Annotated in this window: 17 protein-coding genes; 11 read left to right on the top strand and 6 right to left on the bottom strand. The window is 66.0% G+C overall.

Going from position 1 to position 16,186, the window contains the following annotated elements; genetic code table 11:
• Positions 1–44: 44 nt before the first annotated feature.
• Together GOPIP_RS16950 and GOPIP_RS16945 are read right to left on the bottom strand one after the other, a co-directional pair.
• On the bottom strand, positions 45–929 hold the full coding sequence (locus GOPIP_RS16950) for an HpcH/HpaI aldolase/citrate lyase family protein (RefSeq protein ID WP_006370968.1): 885 nt from the start codon (positions 927–929) through the stop codon (positions 45–47).
• Positions 926–1,378 (bottom strand): MaoC family dehydratase, encoded by a 453-nt coding sequence (locus GOPIP_RS16945; protein ID WP_006370967.1) that lies wholly within the window; start codon positions 1,376–1,378, stop codon positions 926–928. Before GOPIP_RS16945 ends, GOPIP_RS16950 begins: the two co-directional genes overlap by 4 nt.
• A 134-nt stretch (positions 1,379–1,512) precedes the next feature.
• Here GOPIP_RS16945 and GOPIP_RS16940 point away from each other — a divergent pair, with 134 nt between their 5' ends.
• The 4 genes from GOPIP_RS16940 (at position 1,513) to GOPIP_RS16925 (ending at position 4,820) form a co-directional block, all read left to right on the top strand.
• Positions 1,513–2,487 carry a pirin family protein gene (locus GOPIP_RS16940; RefSeq protein WP_006370966.1) on the top strand — a complete coding sequence of 325 codons (975 nt, stop codon included), beginning with the start codon at positions 1,513–1,515 and terminating at the stop codon, positions 2,485–2,487.
• Positions 2,484–2,975, top strand: a complete 492-nt coding sequence (locus GOPIP_RS16935; protein WP_006370965.1) for a MarR family winged helix-turn-helix transcriptional regulator — start codon at positions 2,484–2,486, stop codon at positions 2,973–2,975. The genes GOPIP_RS16940 and GOPIP_RS16935 overlap by 4 nt, the downstream gene beginning before the upstream one ends.
• Complete coding sequence (locus GOPIP_RS16930; RefSeq protein ID WP_035728274.1) at positions 2,975–3,715, top strand: pirin family protein; 741 nt, start codon at positions 2,975–2,977, stop codon at positions 3,713–3,715. The genes GOPIP_RS16935 and GOPIP_RS16930 overlap by 1 nt, the downstream gene beginning before the upstream one ends.
• 79 nt (positions 3,716–3,794) lie before the next feature.
• Positions 3,795–4,820, top strand: a complete 1,026-nt coding sequence (locus GOPIP_RS16925) for an AF_0692 family protein (protein WP_210739626.1) — start codon at positions 3,795–3,797, stop codon at positions 4,818–4,820.
• A 34-nt stretch (positions 4,821–4,854) separates the two neighbouring features.
• On the opposite strand, the gene GOPIP_RS16920 is transcribed toward GOPIP_RS16925, so the two are convergent.
• From GOPIP_RS16920 to GOPIP_RS16910, 3 genes are all read right to left on the bottom strand, one after another.
• The gene (locus GOPIP_RS16920; protein WP_006370962.1) at positions 4,855–5,817 is read right to left on the bottom strand and encodes a cation diffusion facilitator family transporter; all 963 of its coding nucleotides are present in this window, start codon (positions 5,815–5,817) and stop codon (positions 4,855–4,857) included.
• 136 nt (positions 5,818–5,953) lie between these two features.
• Positions 5,954–6,619, bottom strand: coding sequence for an MspA family porin (locus tag GOPIP_RS16915; protein WP_006370961.1), 666 nt, complete (start codon positions 6,617–6,619; stop codon positions 5,954–5,956).
• Positions 6,620–6,659: 40 nt separating this feature from the next.
• On the bottom strand, positions 6,660–7,346 hold the full coding sequence (locus GOPIP_RS16910) for an MspA family porin (protein ID WP_006370960.1): 687 nt from the start codon (positions 7,344–7,346) through the stop codon (positions 6,660–6,662).
• A gap of 259 nt (positions 7,347–7,605) precedes the next feature.
• Between GOPIP_RS16910 and GOPIP_RS16905 the strand changes: the two genes are divergently transcribed.
• From GOPIP_RS16905 to GOPIP_RS16880, 6 genes are all read left to right on the top strand, one after another.
• Entirely contained in the window at positions 7,606–9,555 is a 1,950-nt protein-coding gene (locus tag GOPIP_RS16905) for an APC family permease (RefSeq protein ID WP_370530184.1), read from the top strand.
• Positions 9,556–9,652: 97 nt separating this feature from the next.
• Positions 9,653–10,072: a hypothetical protein gene (locus GOPIP_RS16900; RefSeq protein ID WP_006370958.1), complete on the top strand. Its 420-nt coding sequence runs from the start codon at positions 9,653–9,655 to the stop codon at positions 10,070–10,072.
• Positions 10,073–10,520: 448 nt separating this feature from the next.
• Positions 10,521–11,423 (top strand): ABC transporter ATP-binding protein, encoded by a 903-nt coding sequence (locus GOPIP_RS16895; RefSeq protein WP_006370957.1) that lies wholly within the window; start codon positions 10,521–10,523, stop codon positions 11,421–11,423.
• A 31-nt stretch (positions 11,424–11,454) separates the two neighbouring features.
• Entirely contained in the window at positions 11,455–12,270 is an 816-nt protein-coding gene (locus tag GOPIP_RS16890; RefSeq protein WP_006370956.1) for an ABC transporter permease, read from the top strand.
• 28 nt (positions 12,271–12,298) lie between these two features.
• Entirely contained in the window at positions 12,299–13,402 is a 1,104-nt protein-coding gene (locus tag GOPIP_RS16885; RefSeq protein WP_006370955.1) for a sensor histidine kinase, read from the top strand.
• Positions 13,395–14,009, top strand: a complete 615-nt coding sequence (locus tag GOPIP_RS16880) for a response regulator transcription factor (RefSeq protein WP_006370954.1) — start codon at positions 13,395–13,397, stop codon at positions 14,007–14,009. Before GOPIP_RS16885 ends, GOPIP_RS16880 begins: the two co-directional genes overlap by 8 nt.
• Before the next feature lie 50 nt (positions 14,010–14,059).
• On the opposite strand, the gene GOPIP_RS16875 is transcribed toward GOPIP_RS16880, so the two are convergent.
• Positions 14,060–14,569: a mycothiol transferase gene (locus GOPIP_RS16875; protein ID WP_006370953.1), complete on the bottom strand. Its 510-nt coding sequence runs from the start codon at positions 14,567–14,569 to the stop codon at positions 14,060–14,062.
• Between the two features lie 127 nt (positions 14,570–14,696).
• Between GOPIP_RS16875 and GOPIP_RS16870 the strand changes: the two genes are divergently transcribed.
• Positions 14,697–16,160: an LLM class flavin-dependent oxidoreductase gene (locus GOPIP_RS16870; protein WP_050955279.1), complete on the top strand. Its 1,464-nt coding sequence runs from the start codon at positions 14,697–14,699 to the stop codon at positions 16,158–16,160.
• The last annotated feature ends 26 nt before the right edge of the window (positions 16,161–16,186 follow it).

Below are 16,186 nucleotides of genomic sequence, written 5' to 3'. Positions count from 1 at the left end.
AATTCGTCGGCCTGCGCGTCAGAACACCTGCGGGCCCGATCGGCTCAGCCTGCCGGCTCGGCAAGTGCAATGACCTTGCGCGCCTGGACGAGATGCGGCATGTCGAGCATCTTTCCGTCCAGCGCAACGGTTCCCACGTCGGCGGCGAACGCATCGACCACGCGGTGCGCATACTCGATCTCCGCTTCTGACGGTGTGAACGCCGCATTGATCGTATCGACCTGGGCGGGATGGATCGCGATGCGCCCGCTGAAGCCCTCTGCTCGCGCACGCCTCGACGACTCCGCCAGCCCGGCATCATCCCGAATGTCGACGTACAGGGTTTCGACCGCCTCGATTGCCGCTGCATGGGCTCCCATCAGCATCAGCGATCGCACCATCTGATAGGTCGTGGCCCATCGTCCGTCGGGACCAAGATTTGTCGAGGCCCCCAGAGCGGCACTGAGATCTTCTGCCCCCCAGGTCAAACCGTACAGGCGAGAGATGGCTGCCGCAGCGAAGTCACCGAGCCGGAACGGCGCTATCGGGGTCTCGGTGGCCACCGGCAGGAGCCGGATCGAACCGGTCACGAGGCCATGCGAGGTCTCGAGAGCCTCGAGGTAGTGGTCAACCCGGCGTACGTCCTCGGGACCTGTGATCTTCGGAATCATGATCCCCGACGGCGCCGCTGGGACGATCGTCGCCAGGTCGGCCAGCGCATGCTCGCCGTCCAGCGGGTTGATCCGCACCCACAGCTGCGGACCAGCCTCGTCGTGTAACTTCCCAACGATGAACTCTGACACCATGTCTCGCGCAAGCGCCTTGCGTCTCTCGCTGACCGAGTCCTCGAGATCGAGGATGACCGCATCGGCCGTCGAGCCGGCGACCTTGCCCAGCTTCTTCTCACTATCGCCTGGAACGAACAGGAACGAGCGGATCGGCCGGCTCATTGTGGTTTCCTGAGCTGCAGTCCGGAGCGCTTGCAGGAGGCAACGAGCTCATCGTGCTGGTTGAAGGCCTGGTGTAGGAACGTGACGATGCCCTGGTCCGGGCGCGACTTGGAATCGCGGAGTTCGATCACCTCGGTGACCACATGAATGGTGTCACCATGGAACAGTGGCTTCGGGAAGCGCACCTCATCCCAACCGAGGTTGGCCACCGCCGTGCCGAGCGTGGTATCCCCCACCGAGATGCCCACCATCAGTCCAAGCGTGAAGGCGCTGTTCACCACTCGTTGACCGAACGCCGTTCCCTTCATGTACTCCTCGTCGAGATGAAGTAGCGCAGGATTGTGGGTCATCGCGGTGAACAAGACGTTGTCGGTCTCGGTCACCGTCCGTCGGATCGGATGCTCGAACCTCTGTCCTACCGACAATTCGTCGAACCACACGCCAGCCATCTCGCCACCTTTCAGAATTTGACTAATGGTACGACCAAATAGATCGAAGGGTCAAGGCGGAATAGGCGACACGATCCGGCTGTTGAGTCGTTCAGTTGCTCAGATTTGAGCAATCTCGATCCGAGGAGGACCCCATGCCCGCCGTCACCGCCGACACCACCACCCTGCCCCGGCTGACGCCGGCACCACTGGAGGCCACCGAACGCCCGGTGCGCACCATCACCCGCGGCCCGCGCGGCTACGAGGGCGAGGGTTTCCCCGTGGTGCGTGCCTTCGCCGGCGTGCCCACATCGGCGCTCGACCCGTTCATCCACATGGATCAGATGGGCGAGGTCGATTACCAGCCGGGTGAACCGAAGGGCACCGACTGGCATCCGCACCGCGGATTCGAGACCGTCACCTACATGATCGACGGCCGCTTCCAGCACCAGGATTCGACCGGCGGCGGAGGGCTCATCGAGAACGGCGCCACCCAGTGGATGACCGCCGGATCGGGTATCTTGCACATCGAGACCCCGCCCGCCGAACTGGTGGAATCAGGCGGTCTGTTCCACGGCATCCAGCTATGGGTGAACCTGCCCGCCAAGGACAAGTTCCTCACGCCGCGCTACCAGAATCTCGAGGGCGGCAACGTCGCTCTGGTCGCCACCCCCGACGGCGGTGCGCTGGTGCGCATCATCGCCGGCGAGATCGACGGACATGCCGGTCCGGGGTCCACCCACACCCCGATCACTGTCGCACACACCACGATCGAACCGGGCGCGTCGGTGTCGGTGCCGTGGCGCACCGACTTCAACGCACTGGCCTACGTGTTGTCCGGTCGGGGAACCGTCGGCCCCGACGCCCGGCCCATCGAGCAGGGACAACTCGCGGTCTTCGGCGCAGGCGACCGCATCACCGTCACCGCCGACGCCGGCCAGGACAGCAACCGGCCGGCACTGGAGGTGCTGTTTCTCGGCGGTCAACCGATCCGCGAGCCCGTCGCCCAGTATGGTCCGTTCGTGATGAACACCCGCGAACAGTTGATCGAGGCCATGGAGGATTTCCAGGCCGGACGTCTCGGCGTCGTTCCGCCGAATGCGCTGATGCCGCACACAGGAACCCGATGAGCCGAGCCCCCGGCACCCCAGGTAGGCAGACGAGTGCTGATCCCGTAACCGACGCGTGGCGTCCGTTCATCGAGACCAGCGCCCGCCTGCAAACCCTGCTCGACGACGATCTGCGCCGACACTGCGGAATGTCGTTGTCGGACTATCACATTCTGTTGATCCTGCACGAATGCCCCGATGGTCGAGCCCGGATGCGTGAGCTGTCGCACCGGATGGTCTTCTCGACCTCGCGGCTCTCGTATCAGATCGATGTGATGGTGCGGCGGGGTTGGCTGTCACGCGCTGCGGTCCCCGAAGATCGGCGTGGGAGCTATGCGGTGCTCACCGACGACGGACGTGCGGCGTTCACCGCCGCCGCCCGAGATCACGGCACGGCCGTGCGACGCCTCTACGCCACGGCACTGACCGCGCAGGACGGTGCAGCACTGGGCACTCTGATGCGCACGCTGGCCGCCCATCTCGACGACCTCGAAGGCGAGACCCCTTGATTACCACCACCGAGCACACCATTCGGGTGATCCGTTCCGACGATCGCCACCGGTGGGACAACGAATGGCTCACCTCACTTCAATCCTTCCCTGCCACCGGCAATTTCGATCTCGTCGGCAACGCGCACGGCGTCCTGCTGGTCAACAACGACGACACCGTGGACGCCGCCGAGGGCTTCGACACCCACGAGCACACCGACGTCGAGATCATCACCTGGGTCGTCGACGGCGCTCTGCACCATCGGGATTCGCGCGGCAACTCCGGAATCCTCACGCCCGGCGTCGTACAGCGGATGACCGCGGGCACCGGCATCACCCACTCCGAACGCAATGCCGCCACCCGCACCGAGCGCACCCGACTGCGCGTCGTGCAGATGTGGGTGGCCACCGAATATGCCGGTCACGAACCGGAATACGCCGAAACCGACGTCACCTCCGCACTGTCCACCGGCGAACTCGTGCCGATTGTGTCGGGACTCGACCGCGATCGTCACAGCGGCGCACTGTCTTTGCCGAATCCGTATGCCGCACTACATGCCGCGCGAATGACTGCGGACACCTCGGTGATGCTGCCAGGTTCCCGATTCGGTCACCTGTATGTCGTGCGCGGATCGGTCGCATTCGACGGCACTCCTCTCACCGATGGGGATGCCGCACGCCTGACCGATGCCGGCGACGTTTCGGTCACCGCGACCGAGGACGCCGAGATCCTCTACTGGGAGATGCACACCGGATTCTGATCGCCCCATGACACCTGTGGGGGCGAATCCGTGACAGCTGTCATGGGTGTGGCGCGGCACCGTCGAACATGCTGTGAGCATGACCTCGACACCGCTGCACAGCCCGGAACTGCACGCACACGCAGGTTTTCGTCGCATCCTCCACAGTCCTGCGATCGGCCTGTTCTTCCTGTCCCCATTGATCGCCGAGTTCTTCCTGGGCGACTTCCCGATCGTGCTGCTACCGCTCATCGTGCCGTTATCGCTGTGGTACGGCGGTTGTGCGCTGGGCATTCGCGAGACCGTGCGTCGGCGACACCTCGGCTGGCCGTCGATCCTGTTGCTGGCGGCGGCCTTCGCCGTCGTCGAAGAGGGCGTGCTCACCATGAGTCTGTTCAATCCCGACTACGCGCATCTGCATCTATTGGCCAGCGGCTACATACCCGCGTTGGGAATCGGAGTCCCCTGGACGGTGTTCGTGCTGACACTGCACATCGGTTGGAGTATCGCGACGCCGATCGCGCTGATCGAGTCGTCGCAGGGGGCGCGCGCCGTACAGCCATGGCTGCGACGACGTGGTGCGGTCTGCACGGCCGTGGCCGTCGTCGTCGGCGCGGTCATCGTGTTCGCCACCAATTACCCCGCCTATGGCCACTTCCTGGCTTCGCCGGCACAGGTGGGGACGTGCCTGCTCATTGCGGCAGTCCTCGTGGCTGTCGCGCTCCTCGGCCCGTCGGCGGTGTCGCGGCGGAGTGGTCAGGTCGAGCGGGGTGAGCGATCGTCCCGCAAGACCTTGTCGCCGTGGATCCTGTTCGCGCTGACGCTGATCGGTGGTGCCGTGTTCGAACTGGGACGCCGCGCCGACGGCGCAGCACTGGCCACCTCGCTGATGCTCATCGCGATCGTCGCGGTGCTGACCCTCCTCGGTATCGCGTCACGATGGGTGGGTTGGTCGTCGCACCACCGCTTCGCCGTGGCGAGCGCGTTGCTGTTCACCTACAGCTGGAACGCATTCGTCTCCACCGCAACCTCAGGATCGGCGGACGCGTTGGCGTGGATCAGCGACGTCATCTACCTGCTCGCCGCTGTGGCGATCGCGTGGCGGTGTCGGCCGCGCGTCCGATAACCCCGTCCAGAACCCGGCCCGCCCCCTGCCGTCCTCACTCTGTCAACGACGGCTCATCTGCGGTGGACAGCGTGAGTACCGCCTCCACGATCGCGTCCTGCTCCTCGATCTCGGCCTCGATGCGGCGCAACAGAACCGCGACGTCGTGCTCTCGCAGATCGCCGCGGATGTCGATGGCGGCGACGAGGTAATACTGTGCGGGACCAACGTATTCGACGTGCAGGTAGGTCACGCGGTCGATGTCGGGGTGGGCGAGCAGCCGGTGCAGGATCGCCTGCCGGGTGGCAGGTAATGCTCGCTGGCCCAACAGAAACTCGCCATTGCGCTTGATCAGGAAGATCGCGATGACCCCCAGCAACAAGCCCACCAGGATCGAGCCGACCGCGTCGTACACCGCCGACCCGGTGATCTCGTGCAGCGCCATCCCGGTGGCCGCGATCGCCAGGCCCACCAGTGCCGCAGCATCTTCGGCAAACACCGCGCGGAGCGTCGTGTTGGAGGTGCGGCTGACAAAACGCAACGGATGCATCGAGATTCGTCGCCCACCCGCACGTGCCTGTCGGATCGACTGGATGAACGACGTCGCCTCCAGAACCGCCGAGATCGCCAACACGAGGTAGCCGACCACGTAATCGGCGTCGGGCTCGGGATGTGAGAGCGAGGTGATGCCATGCATCACCGACACCGCGGCGCCGACGGCGAACAATCCGAAGGCGGCGAACATCGACCAGATATAGGTTTCGCGTCCGTGGCCGAACGGATGCGCCCGATCACGCCCCAGGCCACCACGCCGCTCGGCGATCAGCAAGAACACCTCGTTGCCCGCATCGGCCCACGAGTGCGCCGACTCGGCGACCATCGACGCCGACCCGGTGATCGCCGCGGCAACGGTCTTCGCCACGGCCACAAGGATGTTCATGGCGAAGGCGATGATCACGGTGACCATCGACTCGCTGGCCGGCGTTGTCGGCTCGTGCGGCGTCGGCTCGAAAGTCATTGCTCGATCGTCTCACGCGGCGCAGCCCGCCACTGCCCCGACGACACGCTTCCGGACGCACAGATGGACGTGCGACGCGACCCCCGCAGGGGTGCGTCGCACGTCGTCACCTCAGCCAGTCCCGGCTGTGAGAGGGTTACCCGAGACTGAACGGCTGTCCGTAGAAGCTGACGATCTGCTCCCCGTGGTCGCCGATGATGTACACATTCGCGAACGACCGCGCCTGCGCATAGCCGGCACACCCGTTGACCTGCATGGTCTCGTTGGTGTAGCTGACCTCGCCATGGGTGGTCTTGACGATCGGCACCCACGACTTGTGCTGGTCGTTGCCGAAGGGATCGGCGCGCTCGTAGTCGTAGACGTAGTAGTTGACGGCCTGGCCGGGGCCGACCGAGATCGAGCCGCCCTCGTTGACCGTGCCCGAGGCGACGCCCGCGGTCGAGACCGACCCCGACGGGGTGTTCGAGTTGGTGAAGCCGTTGAGGTTCACCTGGCAGCCCACGATGTAGCCGGCCTGGAACTTGATCTTGCTGACCGGCTTGCTGGTGTTGACGTTGTAGGTCGCCGACACCCAGGCGTTGCGGTGCAACGGGGTGCTGCCCAGCGACGGACTGATGGTGGCGGTCTCGCCCGAACGGGTCAGGGTGACCCCGACGCCGTCACCGGTGGTCAGCGTCTGGGTCTGCGACGGGAGGGAGACGTGGACGTCGGCGGCCGCGGCACCCGCGGTGGCCAGCACGGCGATCGCCGCGGCGGCGGGCACACCGGCAAGTACCGAGAGACGCGTGAAACGGATTGTCATTGTGTTCCTTGTTTAGTTCGTCGGTGTCGAGTGGGGCCGGTCAGCCGATCGAGAACGGCTTGCCATAGAGGTTGATCTTGTTGTGGTTGTTTCCGCCGGTCTCGACGGTGACGAACGACCGCGCCTGCGCATAGCCCGCGCAGTTCTGGATCTGCATCTGGAAACGCTGGTAGTTGAAATAGTAGGTGCCGGCCTTGGCGATGTCGTAGCTGTCGATCTGCACGAAGGTCACCTGACCAGGGGTCAGCGGAACGCTCAGCGACCCCGACGCACCGGGCACGCCGGCCGAGGTGATGCTGCCGGTGATACCGGCGGTCAGGCTGCCGACGTTGACCTGGCAACCGACGATGTATCCGGCCGACAGGGTGGCCGCCGAGCCGTCGTTGGACGTGCCGTTGGTGCCCGGCATCGTCGCCTCACCCGCAGGACCGTTGGCCGGGAACGATCCCGTCGGCTGCAGCTTGGGCGCCGCCAGCGTGATGTTGGCACTGACCCACACGTTGCGTCCGGCACCATTGGCCGCCAACGACGGTGACACCTGTGCCGACTCGTTGGTACGCGTCAGCGTGAGATCGTGGCCCGACACGCTGCCGTTCGGCAGCGGGACGAAGGTGTCGGCGTGGGCGGGTGCCGCCGCGCCCGCAGTGATACCGGCCGCAATGGCGCCCGCGGCGATCGCCGTCAAGGCCCCCCGGCGTGCGCGCACCGGTGACTCGATCGTGCTCATGAATTCCTCTCGGAGTGTCCTTCGGTCGCCGCCTTCGGCAACGTCGGGCGAAGCGTACTGATATCTCGGCGAACAAAAGGTGAACGCAGCAAGCCTCCGGGACGTCGATCTGACCCCACTCAGGCAAAGCCCCAGAATGCTTGAATTCGTTGCGGCGCAACGAATTCTGGCAATCTGGACAATCTTCGCCAAGCGGCCTGTCGGATTGAACACGCACATTGACAACAACTACGGCGACGGTCGGTACTACGCTGATCCGATGCCGAAGACGACGATGCCGCACGGGACGCTGCGACGGTGGTTCCTGTCCGACATCTCTCCCGAACCCGCGGGCTTGATGGGGCCGTACCGGCGCACGAACACCGAGACGAAAACCCACTCGTGGTGGAAGGTGATGTGCCTCACGGGTGTCGACTACTTCTCGTCGCTGGGGTATCAACCGGGCATCGCAGCGCTGGCCGCCGGCACCATCGCACCATTGGCCACGATCGTGCTGGTGGCCCTGACGCTGTTCGGCGCGCTGCCGGTGTATCGATACATCGCCGCACGTTCACCGCACGGCTCCGGGTCGATCGCGATGCTCGAGCGACTCCTACCGTGGTGGGGCGGAAAGGTATTCGTCCTCGTCCTGCTCGGATTCGCGGCCACCGACTTCCTGATCACCATGACACTCTCGGCGGCCGACGCCACCGCGCACTTCATCGAGAATCCGTTCGTTCCGGACATTTTCACCGGACACAACGTCGCCATCACCCTGGTGTTCCTCGCCTTCCTCGCCGCGATCTTCTTGCGCGGCTTCACCGAGGCCATCGCGGTCGCCGTCGGGCTCGTCGCAATCTACTTGGCGCTCAACGTCGTGGTCATCGCCGACGGTTTGTGGCGCATCGCCACCTCGCCCCACGTCGTCGTCGACTGGAGCCACGCCATGACCGCCGAACACGGCAGTCCGTGGATGATGATCGCGATTGCGCTGCTGGTGTTCCCGAAACTCGCACTCGGTTTGTCCGGATTCGAGACCGGTGTGGCGGTGATGCCCCAGATCGACGGCTCCCCGGACGATCCGCCGGATCGCCCGACCGTTCGTATCGCCGGTACCCGCCGACTCCTGACCACCGCAGCGGTCACCATGAGCATCCTGCTGATCACCAGCAGCCTGGTGTGCACGATCCTCATCCCGGAGAAGGCGTTCGACGTCGGCGGCCAGGCGAACGGACGTGCGCTGGCGTTCCTCGCCCACGCCGACCTCGGCAACGCCTTCGGCACGGTCTACGACATCAGCACGATCCTCATCCTGTGGTTCGCCGGGGCGTCGGCGATGGCCGGACTGCTCAACCTCGTTCCGCGCTACCTCCCGCGGTACGGCATGGCACCGGACTGGGCGCGCGCCAACCGTCCGTTGGTGGTCGTGTTCATCCTGATCGCGGCAGGCGTCACAATCTACTTCGACGCCTCGGTCGACAAACAGGGCTCGGCATACGCGACCGGTGTGCTGGTGCTGATGACCTCGGCCGCCATCGCGGTCATGCTCTCGGTACGCAAACATCGCCGGCGCGTCGCCACCATCTGTTTCGGCGGTATCGCCCTGGTGTTCTGCTACACCACCGTCACCAACATCATCGAACGCCCCGAGGGTGTGCAGGTCGCCGCGTTCTTCATCGCCGCGATCCTCATCCTGTCGTTCGCATCCCGGGTCAGCCGCTCGTTCGAGCTGCGCAGCGGGGAGATCACCTTCGACGAGACTGCTCAGCAGATCATCGACGGTGCCGCACTGGCCGGCGAGATCCACATCGTCACCCACGACCCCGACGATCGCTCCCTGGTCGAGTATCGCGAGAAGGAACTGCAGCAACGCGCCGAGAGCCACATCCCCGACGCCGATCAGATCGTGTTCCTGGAGGTCAACGTCACCGACTCATCGGACTTCGTCACCGACCTGGAAATCCACGGGCGCTATCACGAGGGCGGCTTCCGCATCCTGTGGGTGAGCTCGGCGGCGGTACCGAACACGATCGCGTCCACCCTGTTCGCCATCCGTGACTGGACCGACCTCGTCCCCAACGTCTATTTCGAATGGAGCGAGGACAATCCGATCGTCAACATCTTGCGCTTCTTGTTCATCGGGCAGGGTGAGGTGGCGGCGGTGACCCGCGAGGTGGTGCGTCGGGCCGAGCCCGATGTCGCACGCAGGCCCGTGATTCACGTCGGCTGACGCTCCACACCATCCCGTGGATACCGTGGGCAATCCGTGACGCGCAGCACACCGAACCCCTGATGTCCGTCCATCACTGACATCGAGGAGCAACACCATGCGTTCACCAGCCCGCCTCGCACTCGGATTCGCCGTCGCCACCGCGGGAGCCGGCGCGATCGCCTTCGCCGCCGCACCGCACGCCGCAGCCGCTCCGATGGTCTGTCCGGCCCTGCCGGGCCAGACCGCCTCCAGCGAGAGCTGTTCGGCCAGTGCGTCGAACACCGGTCTGAGCCTGGCGATCACCGCCGACGGCGGCCACGCCAGTTCTACCGCCACCAACTACGCCGGGCCCGCGGCGATCGCCATCGGCCCCAACGCCTCGGTCACCATGACCGGCGTACGACCCGGACTGGCTATCGGCATCGCCGGACCCGGCGCTTCGGTGACCGTTGACGGTGTGCACGGACCCACCTGCACCGGAACCGGAATGGCCTTCGCCGGCGACTTCCAGACACTGCAGGGTTGCTGGCGTTAGTCGGGTTACCCTGCCCGATCGTCGAGGTGCGACGAGCCGCCAGGCGAGGAGCCTGGAGACGCGAATACAACTTCCACGAAAACGGCCCGAAAACCCCGATTTTCCGGGTCGCCCACCCGCTCCGGTGGAAACTGTATTCGTAACCGGCGCACACCAGCCCCATCGTGCGGTGGTCTCGAGACGCGACGTGCTCGCTACGCTCGCTCGGCGCTCCTCGACCATCGGATGGGGGCGGCGATCCCGACCACAACAACCGTCCTCGACCATCGGATCGGGGCGGCGATCCCGACCACCAAGAGCGCTCCCGACCATCGGATGGGGGTGGCGATCGACGAGGTTGCCCGTGGTTGGTCGAACGGGGTGGCGACACGACACATGACAAACGTCATGGACGATCGATGACATCTGCTCTGGGGACGGGCGGCGCGTCGACGGCATCGTGAGATGCATGAACACACCAGCAATCCGCACGAGAGATCTTCGCAAGACGTTCCGGGGCGGGGACGGCGGTCGGGTCACCGCCGTCGACGGCCTCGATCTGACCGTTGCACCGGGAGAGGTCGTCGCCTTCCTCGGCCCCAACGGCGCGGGTAAGACCACGACGATAGACATGATCCTCGGCCTGACCCAACCGGATTCGGGCTCGGTCGAGGTGTACGGGCAGGGCACGCGGTCTGCGGCTCGCGGCGGACGTATCGCCGCGGTGCTCCAAAACGGTGGTCTGCTGCCCGATTTCACCGTCGAAGAGACCGTCCGCATCATCGCCTCGTTGCACGGCCGCGGCGCCGACGCCGAGTCGGCGATGGCCCGTGCCGACATCGCGCATCTGGCCGGACGCAAGGTGTCCCGCTGTTCCGGCGGTGAACAGCAGCGGCTTAAGTTCGCGCTGGCGACCCTGCCCGACCCCGACCTCATCGTCCTCGACGAACCGACCGCGGGCATGGATGTGGAATCCCGCCGGAACTTCTGGTCCGCCATGCGATCCGATGCCCGACACGGACGCACCGTCGTGTTCGCCACCCACTACCTCGACGAGGCCGACGACTTCGCCGACCGCATCATCATGATCGCGCACGGTCGGATCGTCGCCGACGGCTCCACCTCGGAGATCCGCGCGATGGCCAGCCGACGTGTCGTCTCGGCGATCGTGGACGAATCCGAACTCGCCGCCGTCGCACGCGCCATCGACGACCTCGAGGTCGTCGAACGCCGAGGTGGGCGAATCTACCTGTCCGCCAAGGATTCCGATGCACTTGCCCGCGCCCTGCTGACGGGCACGAACGCCCGCGAGGTCGAGATCGCCACGCACAACCTCGAAGACGCGTTCCTCGCCCTCACCTCCGCTGCCTGACTCCACCACCCTTCGACAGAAAGCTCCCGCCATGACCACCGCCTCGGCCTCGTCCGCCGCACCTCGATCGGCGTCACACGACACCGCACTCCGCGGATTCCTTCCCGCGCCCCTGTACATGCGCACCGACATCCGCCGCGTCCTACGCAATCGGCGTGCCCTGGTTTTCACCGTCGCCATGCCCGGTCTGCTGTATCTCGTTTTCGGCGCTACCCAGAAGTCCTCTGACACAGTCGGTTCGGGCAATGTTGCGTTCTATGTCCTGATCGGCATGGCCGTCTACGGTGCTGTCCTCGCCGCCGCCTCCAACGCTGCGTCGGTGGCACTCGAACAGCAGGCCGGCTGGACGCGCACCCTGATGATGACGCCGCTGCAACCCACCGGATACGTGGCCACCAAGGTGTGCGTGGCGTTGGCGATGGGGGCGCTGCCGATCCTGGTGCTCACGGTCGCCGGGGTCGCCACCGGCGCGCACGCCCCGGTCGGGGTGTGGATCGCCTGCCTGCTGCTCGGATGGATCGGCGCATCGGTGTTCGCCGCCTTCGGTCTGGCCGTGGGCAGCATCATGAAATCCGACGGGGCGATGCAGGTGATGGGCGGCGTGTTGGCACTGTTGGCCTTCGCCGGCAACGTGTTCGTCCCCCTCAAGGGCGTCATGCTGACCATCGCGCAGTTCACACCGATGTTCGGGGTCGTGACGCTCGCGCGGTATCCGCTCGATCACGGTGTCACCGTGTACGGCACCCACATCTCGCTCTGGGTGACCGTCGCCAACGTGATCATCTGGGCGGTGATCTTCGCCTCGACCGCCTCGTTCTTCTACAGTCGCAGTACGGCACGGCAGTGATCGGACCGTCGACCAGCAGAATCCGGAGATGATGAGCAACCGCACGAACGACCGGTGGGCACCCTGGCGCAACCTGCGCTGGGTGTTCACGGCCATCTGGATGTTGTTCCTGGCCTACCCGATCGGAGCGGTCGCCACCTCCGACCACGGCCACACCGCCAAGATCGTGGGGCTCGTCCTCATCGGACTGTTCGCCGTGGTCTACCTCTTGGCGTCGGTGTACCTACTCACCGGTCGCACCGAGGTCGAACCGCGTGGCGTATGGATCTTCGTCGTTCTGCTCATCCTGGCCGCGGGCCTGCTGCCCATCATCGGCGAGAACACCTTCGGCTCAGCACCTTTCCTGATGGTCGTCGCCGCCTTCAGCTTCCCCACCCTGTGGGCGGCGATCACCGTGGCCGCGTTGATCGTCGCGTCGATCGCGGTGCCGACGATCGCCGGGTGGGAGGTCGACGGCAGCGTCGTGATCATCCTGGTCGCCGTCGGATTCACCATGCTCGGTTTTCGCGCGCTCGCTGTTCGTGAGGGCGAACGCGAACGCGCCGAGGAGCGCCAGCGTGAGCTCAATTCCGAGTTGGCGGTGGTCGCCGAACGTGAGCGGGTGGCCCGCGACGTCCACGACATCCTCGGGCACTCGCTGACGGTGATCACCATCAAGACCGAATTGGCCGGTCGCCTCGTCGATCTCGACCCGCAACGCGCGAAAGACGAGATGGCCGAGGTCAATGCGCTGGCCCGCTCCGCGCTCGCCGAGGTCCGGGCAACCGTCGGAGCTCTGCGCACCCCGGACCTGCCGAGCGTGATCGCGTCCGCACAGAGCGCCTTCCGTGCCGCGGATATCACTGCGACACTTCCCGATCCGCAGACCGCCACCCCGCATGGGGAGCTGTTCGCGTGGGTACTGCGGGAAGCCGTCACCAATGTGGTCCGCCACAGCCACGCCACTCATTGCGACGTCCGGATCGAGGACGCCACACTGACGGTGCACGACGACGGGTGTGGACTCGGCGCAGCTGTTCCCGGCAACGGCTTACGCGGACTGATCGAACGGGTGGAGTCCGCGGGTGGCACCCTGACGATCGAATCAAACACGGGCGGAACGACGTTGACGGCGGTGGTCGACGATGAGTGAACCGATCCGCCTGCTGCTCGCCGACGATCAGGCCCTGGTACGTGGCGCGCTGGCCGCCCTACTCGACCTCGAGAGCGACCTCGAGGTGGTCGCCCAGGTGGGGCGCGGCGACGAGGTCGTCGACGCCGCGCGCGAACACGCCGCCGACGTGTGCCTGCTCGACATCGAGATGCCCGGCACCGACGGCATCGAGGCCGCGGCTGCCCTGCGACGGTACCTGCCGGGGGTGCGTTCGCTGATTGTCACCACCTTCGGCCGCCCGGGGTACCTACGACGCGCCATCGACGCCGGCGCGTCCGGCTTCGTCGTGAAGGACACTCCGGCAAGCGAACTGGCCGACGCGGTGCGTCGAGTACACGCAGGTCTACGCGTCATCGATCCCACGTTGGCCACCGAAAGCCTCACCAGCGGCGACAATCCGCTGACGCAGCGCGAATCCGAGGTGCTGCGCGCAGCGTTGTCGGGCGCGACAGTGGCAACCATCGCCACGCAGGTCCATCTGTCGGCCGGCACCGTGCGCAACCATCTGTCGTCGGCGATCGGCAAGACCGGCACCGCCACCCGCGCCGAGGCCGCCCGCGTCGCACGCGAACGCGGCTGGATCTGAGGCGGCCGTGCGCTGTCGGCGGACTGGCGGGCGCGCTCGGCGGGCCGAGGTCAGCCGAGGTCGACGTTCAGGCCGCGCAAATACGCAGCCTGACCGACGTGTTGGGCGTCGTCGTCGAGGATGCTCACCAGCCGCACCCCCAGGGTCACCGGCGGATCCCAGTTGTCGTCGATGACCCGATCGAGGTCTCCATCGCCGACACGGGCGAGGTACTCGATCGTGGCGTCATGGCTCGCGTCGTAGTAGCCCAGCAGCAGATCGGCGGGTCCGACGACGCGGAGGATGTCGTCGGGGCTCTGCCCATACCCACTCGCCGACGGCGGGAACGGCAGCGCAAAGCGCTCATACCAGCCCTGCGAGGTCCAGATCTGATCGGTGCCCGCGACGTCGGCGATCTGCGCATCCTGCACGCGCGCGAGATGCCACACCAGCCAGGCGATCGTGTTCGCGCCGGGCGCGGGCTGCCAGGACAGTCGTAGCTCCTCGATCCCGTCGAGCACGGCGTGCACGTTCTCCTTGACGCGTCCGAATCCGTCGGCGAGTACTTCGGTGGCTCTCATGCCTCCACACCTACTCCGGTATTGCACTCCGCGCATGCATGTACGGCAGAAACCCTTGTCGACGCCCGCGCAAACTTTTGCCTCGCGCCGATCCCAACCCTGGTCACCGGCGGTCGCGTTGCCCACCATGGGCGGGGTGTCCGACTCTGCCTCGTCCCTGCACCGACGTCCGATCCGGTTCAACGCCTTCGACATGAATTGTGTTGCGCACCAATCCCCCGGGCTGTGGCGCCACCCCGATGACCGCTCGTGGGAGTACAACACTCTCGACTATTGGGTCGACCTGGCGATCCTGTTGGAGAGCGGCGGATTCGACGGGTTGTTCATCGCCGACGTCCTCGGCACCTATGACGTCTATGGCGGCACCGACGAGGCCGCGATCCGGCAGGGGGCGCAAATCCCTGTCAACGATCCGCTGTTGCTGGTGTCGGCGATGGCGTATGCTACCGAGCACCTCGGATTCGGGATCACCACCGGCACGGGATTCGAGCATCCCTACCCGTTCGCCCGGCGGCTGTCGACGCTGGATCACCTGACGCGCGGTCGGCTCGGCTGGAATGTGGTCACCGGCTACCTGCCGTCGGCGGCCCGCAACATGGGCGCCGCCGATCAACTCGAGCACGACAGCCGCTATGACCACGCCGACGAGTACCTGACCGTCCTCTACAAACTGTGGGAGGGCTCCTGGGAATCCGACGCGGTACGCCGCGACCGTGCCGCGGGCGTGTTCGCCGATCCCGACAAGGTCCATCACATCGGTCACCGCGGCGAGCACTTCACGGTGCCCGGCATCCATCTGTCCGAGCCTTCCCCACAGCGCAGCCCGGTGATCTACCAGGCCGGCGCGTCGGTGCGCGGCCGCCGGTTCGCCGCGGCCAACGCCGAGGCGATCTTCGTCGCCGCACCCACCAAAACCATTCTGCGCGAAGTGGTGTCGAAGATCCGGGAAGAACTCGTCGCCGCCGGCCGCGAACCGTACGACGCCCGCATCTACACCTTGTTGACCATCATCACCGACTCGACGCCGGAGGCCGCCCGCGAGAAGGCCGCCGAGTATCGGCGTTACGCCAGCGACGAGGGGTCGTTGGTGTTCATGTCGGGATGGATGGGCCTGGACCTGTCCTCCTACGATCTCGACGAACCCATCGGCAACGTGCACAGCAATGCCATCCAGTCCGCTGTCGCCGCCTTCGCCCAGGCGGACGAATCGGGCCACGAGTGGGCGGTCCGCGACATCGCCGCATGGGGCGGCATCGGCGGGATGGGACCGGTGCTCATCGGGTCGGGTGATGAGATCGCCGAGGCCCTGCAGGGCTGGGTCGACGACACCGACGTCGACGGCTTCAACGTGGCCTACGCCGTCACACCCGGGTCCTTCGCCGACATCGTCACCCACGTCATCCCGGCCCTGGAACGTCGCGGGGTCTATCGTCGCCAATACACGCCGGGTACGTTGCGTCACAAGCTGTTCGGACGTGGCGATCTGCTCCCCGACAACCATCGGGGTGCGTCGTTCCGTGTCGGCGGCGCGAATTCGACGATTGACGACTCGGTGCGCGCGGCCGCGCGTGGGCGGGTGCCGACCCGATAGCCGTCGCCCGCTCCGCGCGTCGGCGG

Origin of the sequence: Gordonia polyisoprenivorans NBRC 16320 = JCM 10675, assembly GCF_000241325.1 — a bacterium.
GTDB classification, from domain to species: Bacteria; Actinomycetota; Actinomycetes; order Mycobacteriales; family Mycobacteriaceae; genus Gordonia; species Gordonia polyisoprenivorans.
The sequence above is the reverse complement of the archived record's forward strand: the minus strand, read 5'-3'. Positions and strand labels throughout refer to the sequence as shown.

What these genes read in the sequence shown, in the direction of transcription:
- GOPIP_RS16925 (WP_210739626.1), top strand. Translation starts at nt 3,795, where the DNA reads ATGACCTCGACACCGCTGCACAGCCCGGAACTGCACGCACACGCAGGT.
- GOPIP_RS16900 (WP_006370958.1), top strand. Translation starts at nt 9,653, where the DNA reads ATGCGTTCACCAGCCCGCCTCGCACTCGGATTCGCCGTCGCCACCGCG.
- GOPIP_RS16905 (WP_370530184.1), top strand. Translation starts at nt 7,606, where the DNA reads ATGCCGAAGACGACGATGCCGCACGGGACGCTGCGACGGTGGTTCCTG.
- GOPIP_RS16870 (WP_050955279.1), top strand. Translation starts at nt 14,697, where the DNA reads ATGGGCGGGGTGTCCGACTCTGCCTCGTCCCTGCACCGACGTCCGATC.
- GOPIP_RS16915 (WP_006370961.1), bottom strand. Translation starts at nt 6,619, where the DNA reads ATGACAATCCGTTTCACGCGTCTCTCGGTACTTGCCGGTGTGCCCGCC.
- GOPIP_RS16950 (WP_006370968.1), bottom strand. Translation starts at nt 929, where the DNA reads ATGAGCCGGCCGATCCGCTCGTTCCTGTTCGTTCCAGGCGATAGTGAG.
- GOPIP_RS16885 (WP_006370955.1), top strand. Translation starts at nt 12,299, where the DNA reads ATGATGAGCAACCGCACGAACGACCGGTGGGCACCCTGGCGCAACCTG.
- GOPIP_RS16890 (WP_006370956.1), top strand. Translation starts at nt 11,455, where the DNA reads ATGACCACCGCCTCGGCCTCGTCCGCCGCACCTCGATCGGCGTCACAC.
- GOPIP_RS16880 (WP_006370954.1), top strand. Translation starts at nt 13,395, where the DNA reads ATGAGTGAACCGATCCGCCTGCTGCTCGCCGACGATCAGGCCCTGGTA.
- GOPIP_RS16935 (WP_006370965.1), top strand. Translation starts at nt 2,484, where the DNA reads ATGAGCCGAGCCCCCGGCACCCCAGGTAGGCAGACGAGTGCTGATCCC.
- GOPIP_RS16940 (WP_006370966.1), top strand. Translation starts at nt 1,513, where the DNA reads ATGCCCGCCGTCACCGCCGACACCACCACCCTGCCCCGGCTGACGCCG.
- GOPIP_RS16875 (WP_006370953.1), bottom strand. Translation starts at nt 14,569, where the DNA reads ATGAGAGCCACCGAAGTACTCGCCGACGGATTCGGACGCGTCAAGGAG.
- GOPIP_RS16895 (WP_006370957.1), top strand. Translation starts at nt 10,521, where the DNA reads ATGAACACACCAGCAATCCGCACGAGAGATCTTCGCAAGACGTTCCGG.
- GOPIP_RS16920 (WP_006370962.1), bottom strand. Translation starts at nt 5,817, where the DNA reads ATGACTTTCGAGCCGACGCCGCACGAGCCGACAACGCCGGCCAGCGAG.
- GOPIP_RS16910 (WP_006370960.1), bottom strand. Translation starts at nt 7,346, where the DNA reads ATGAGCACGATCGAGTCACCGGTGCGCGCACGCCGGGGGGCCTTGACG.
- GOPIP_RS16945 (WP_006370967.1), bottom strand. Translation starts at nt 1,378, where the DNA reads ATGGCTGGCGTGTGGTTCGACGAATTGTCGGTAGGACAGAGGTTCGAG.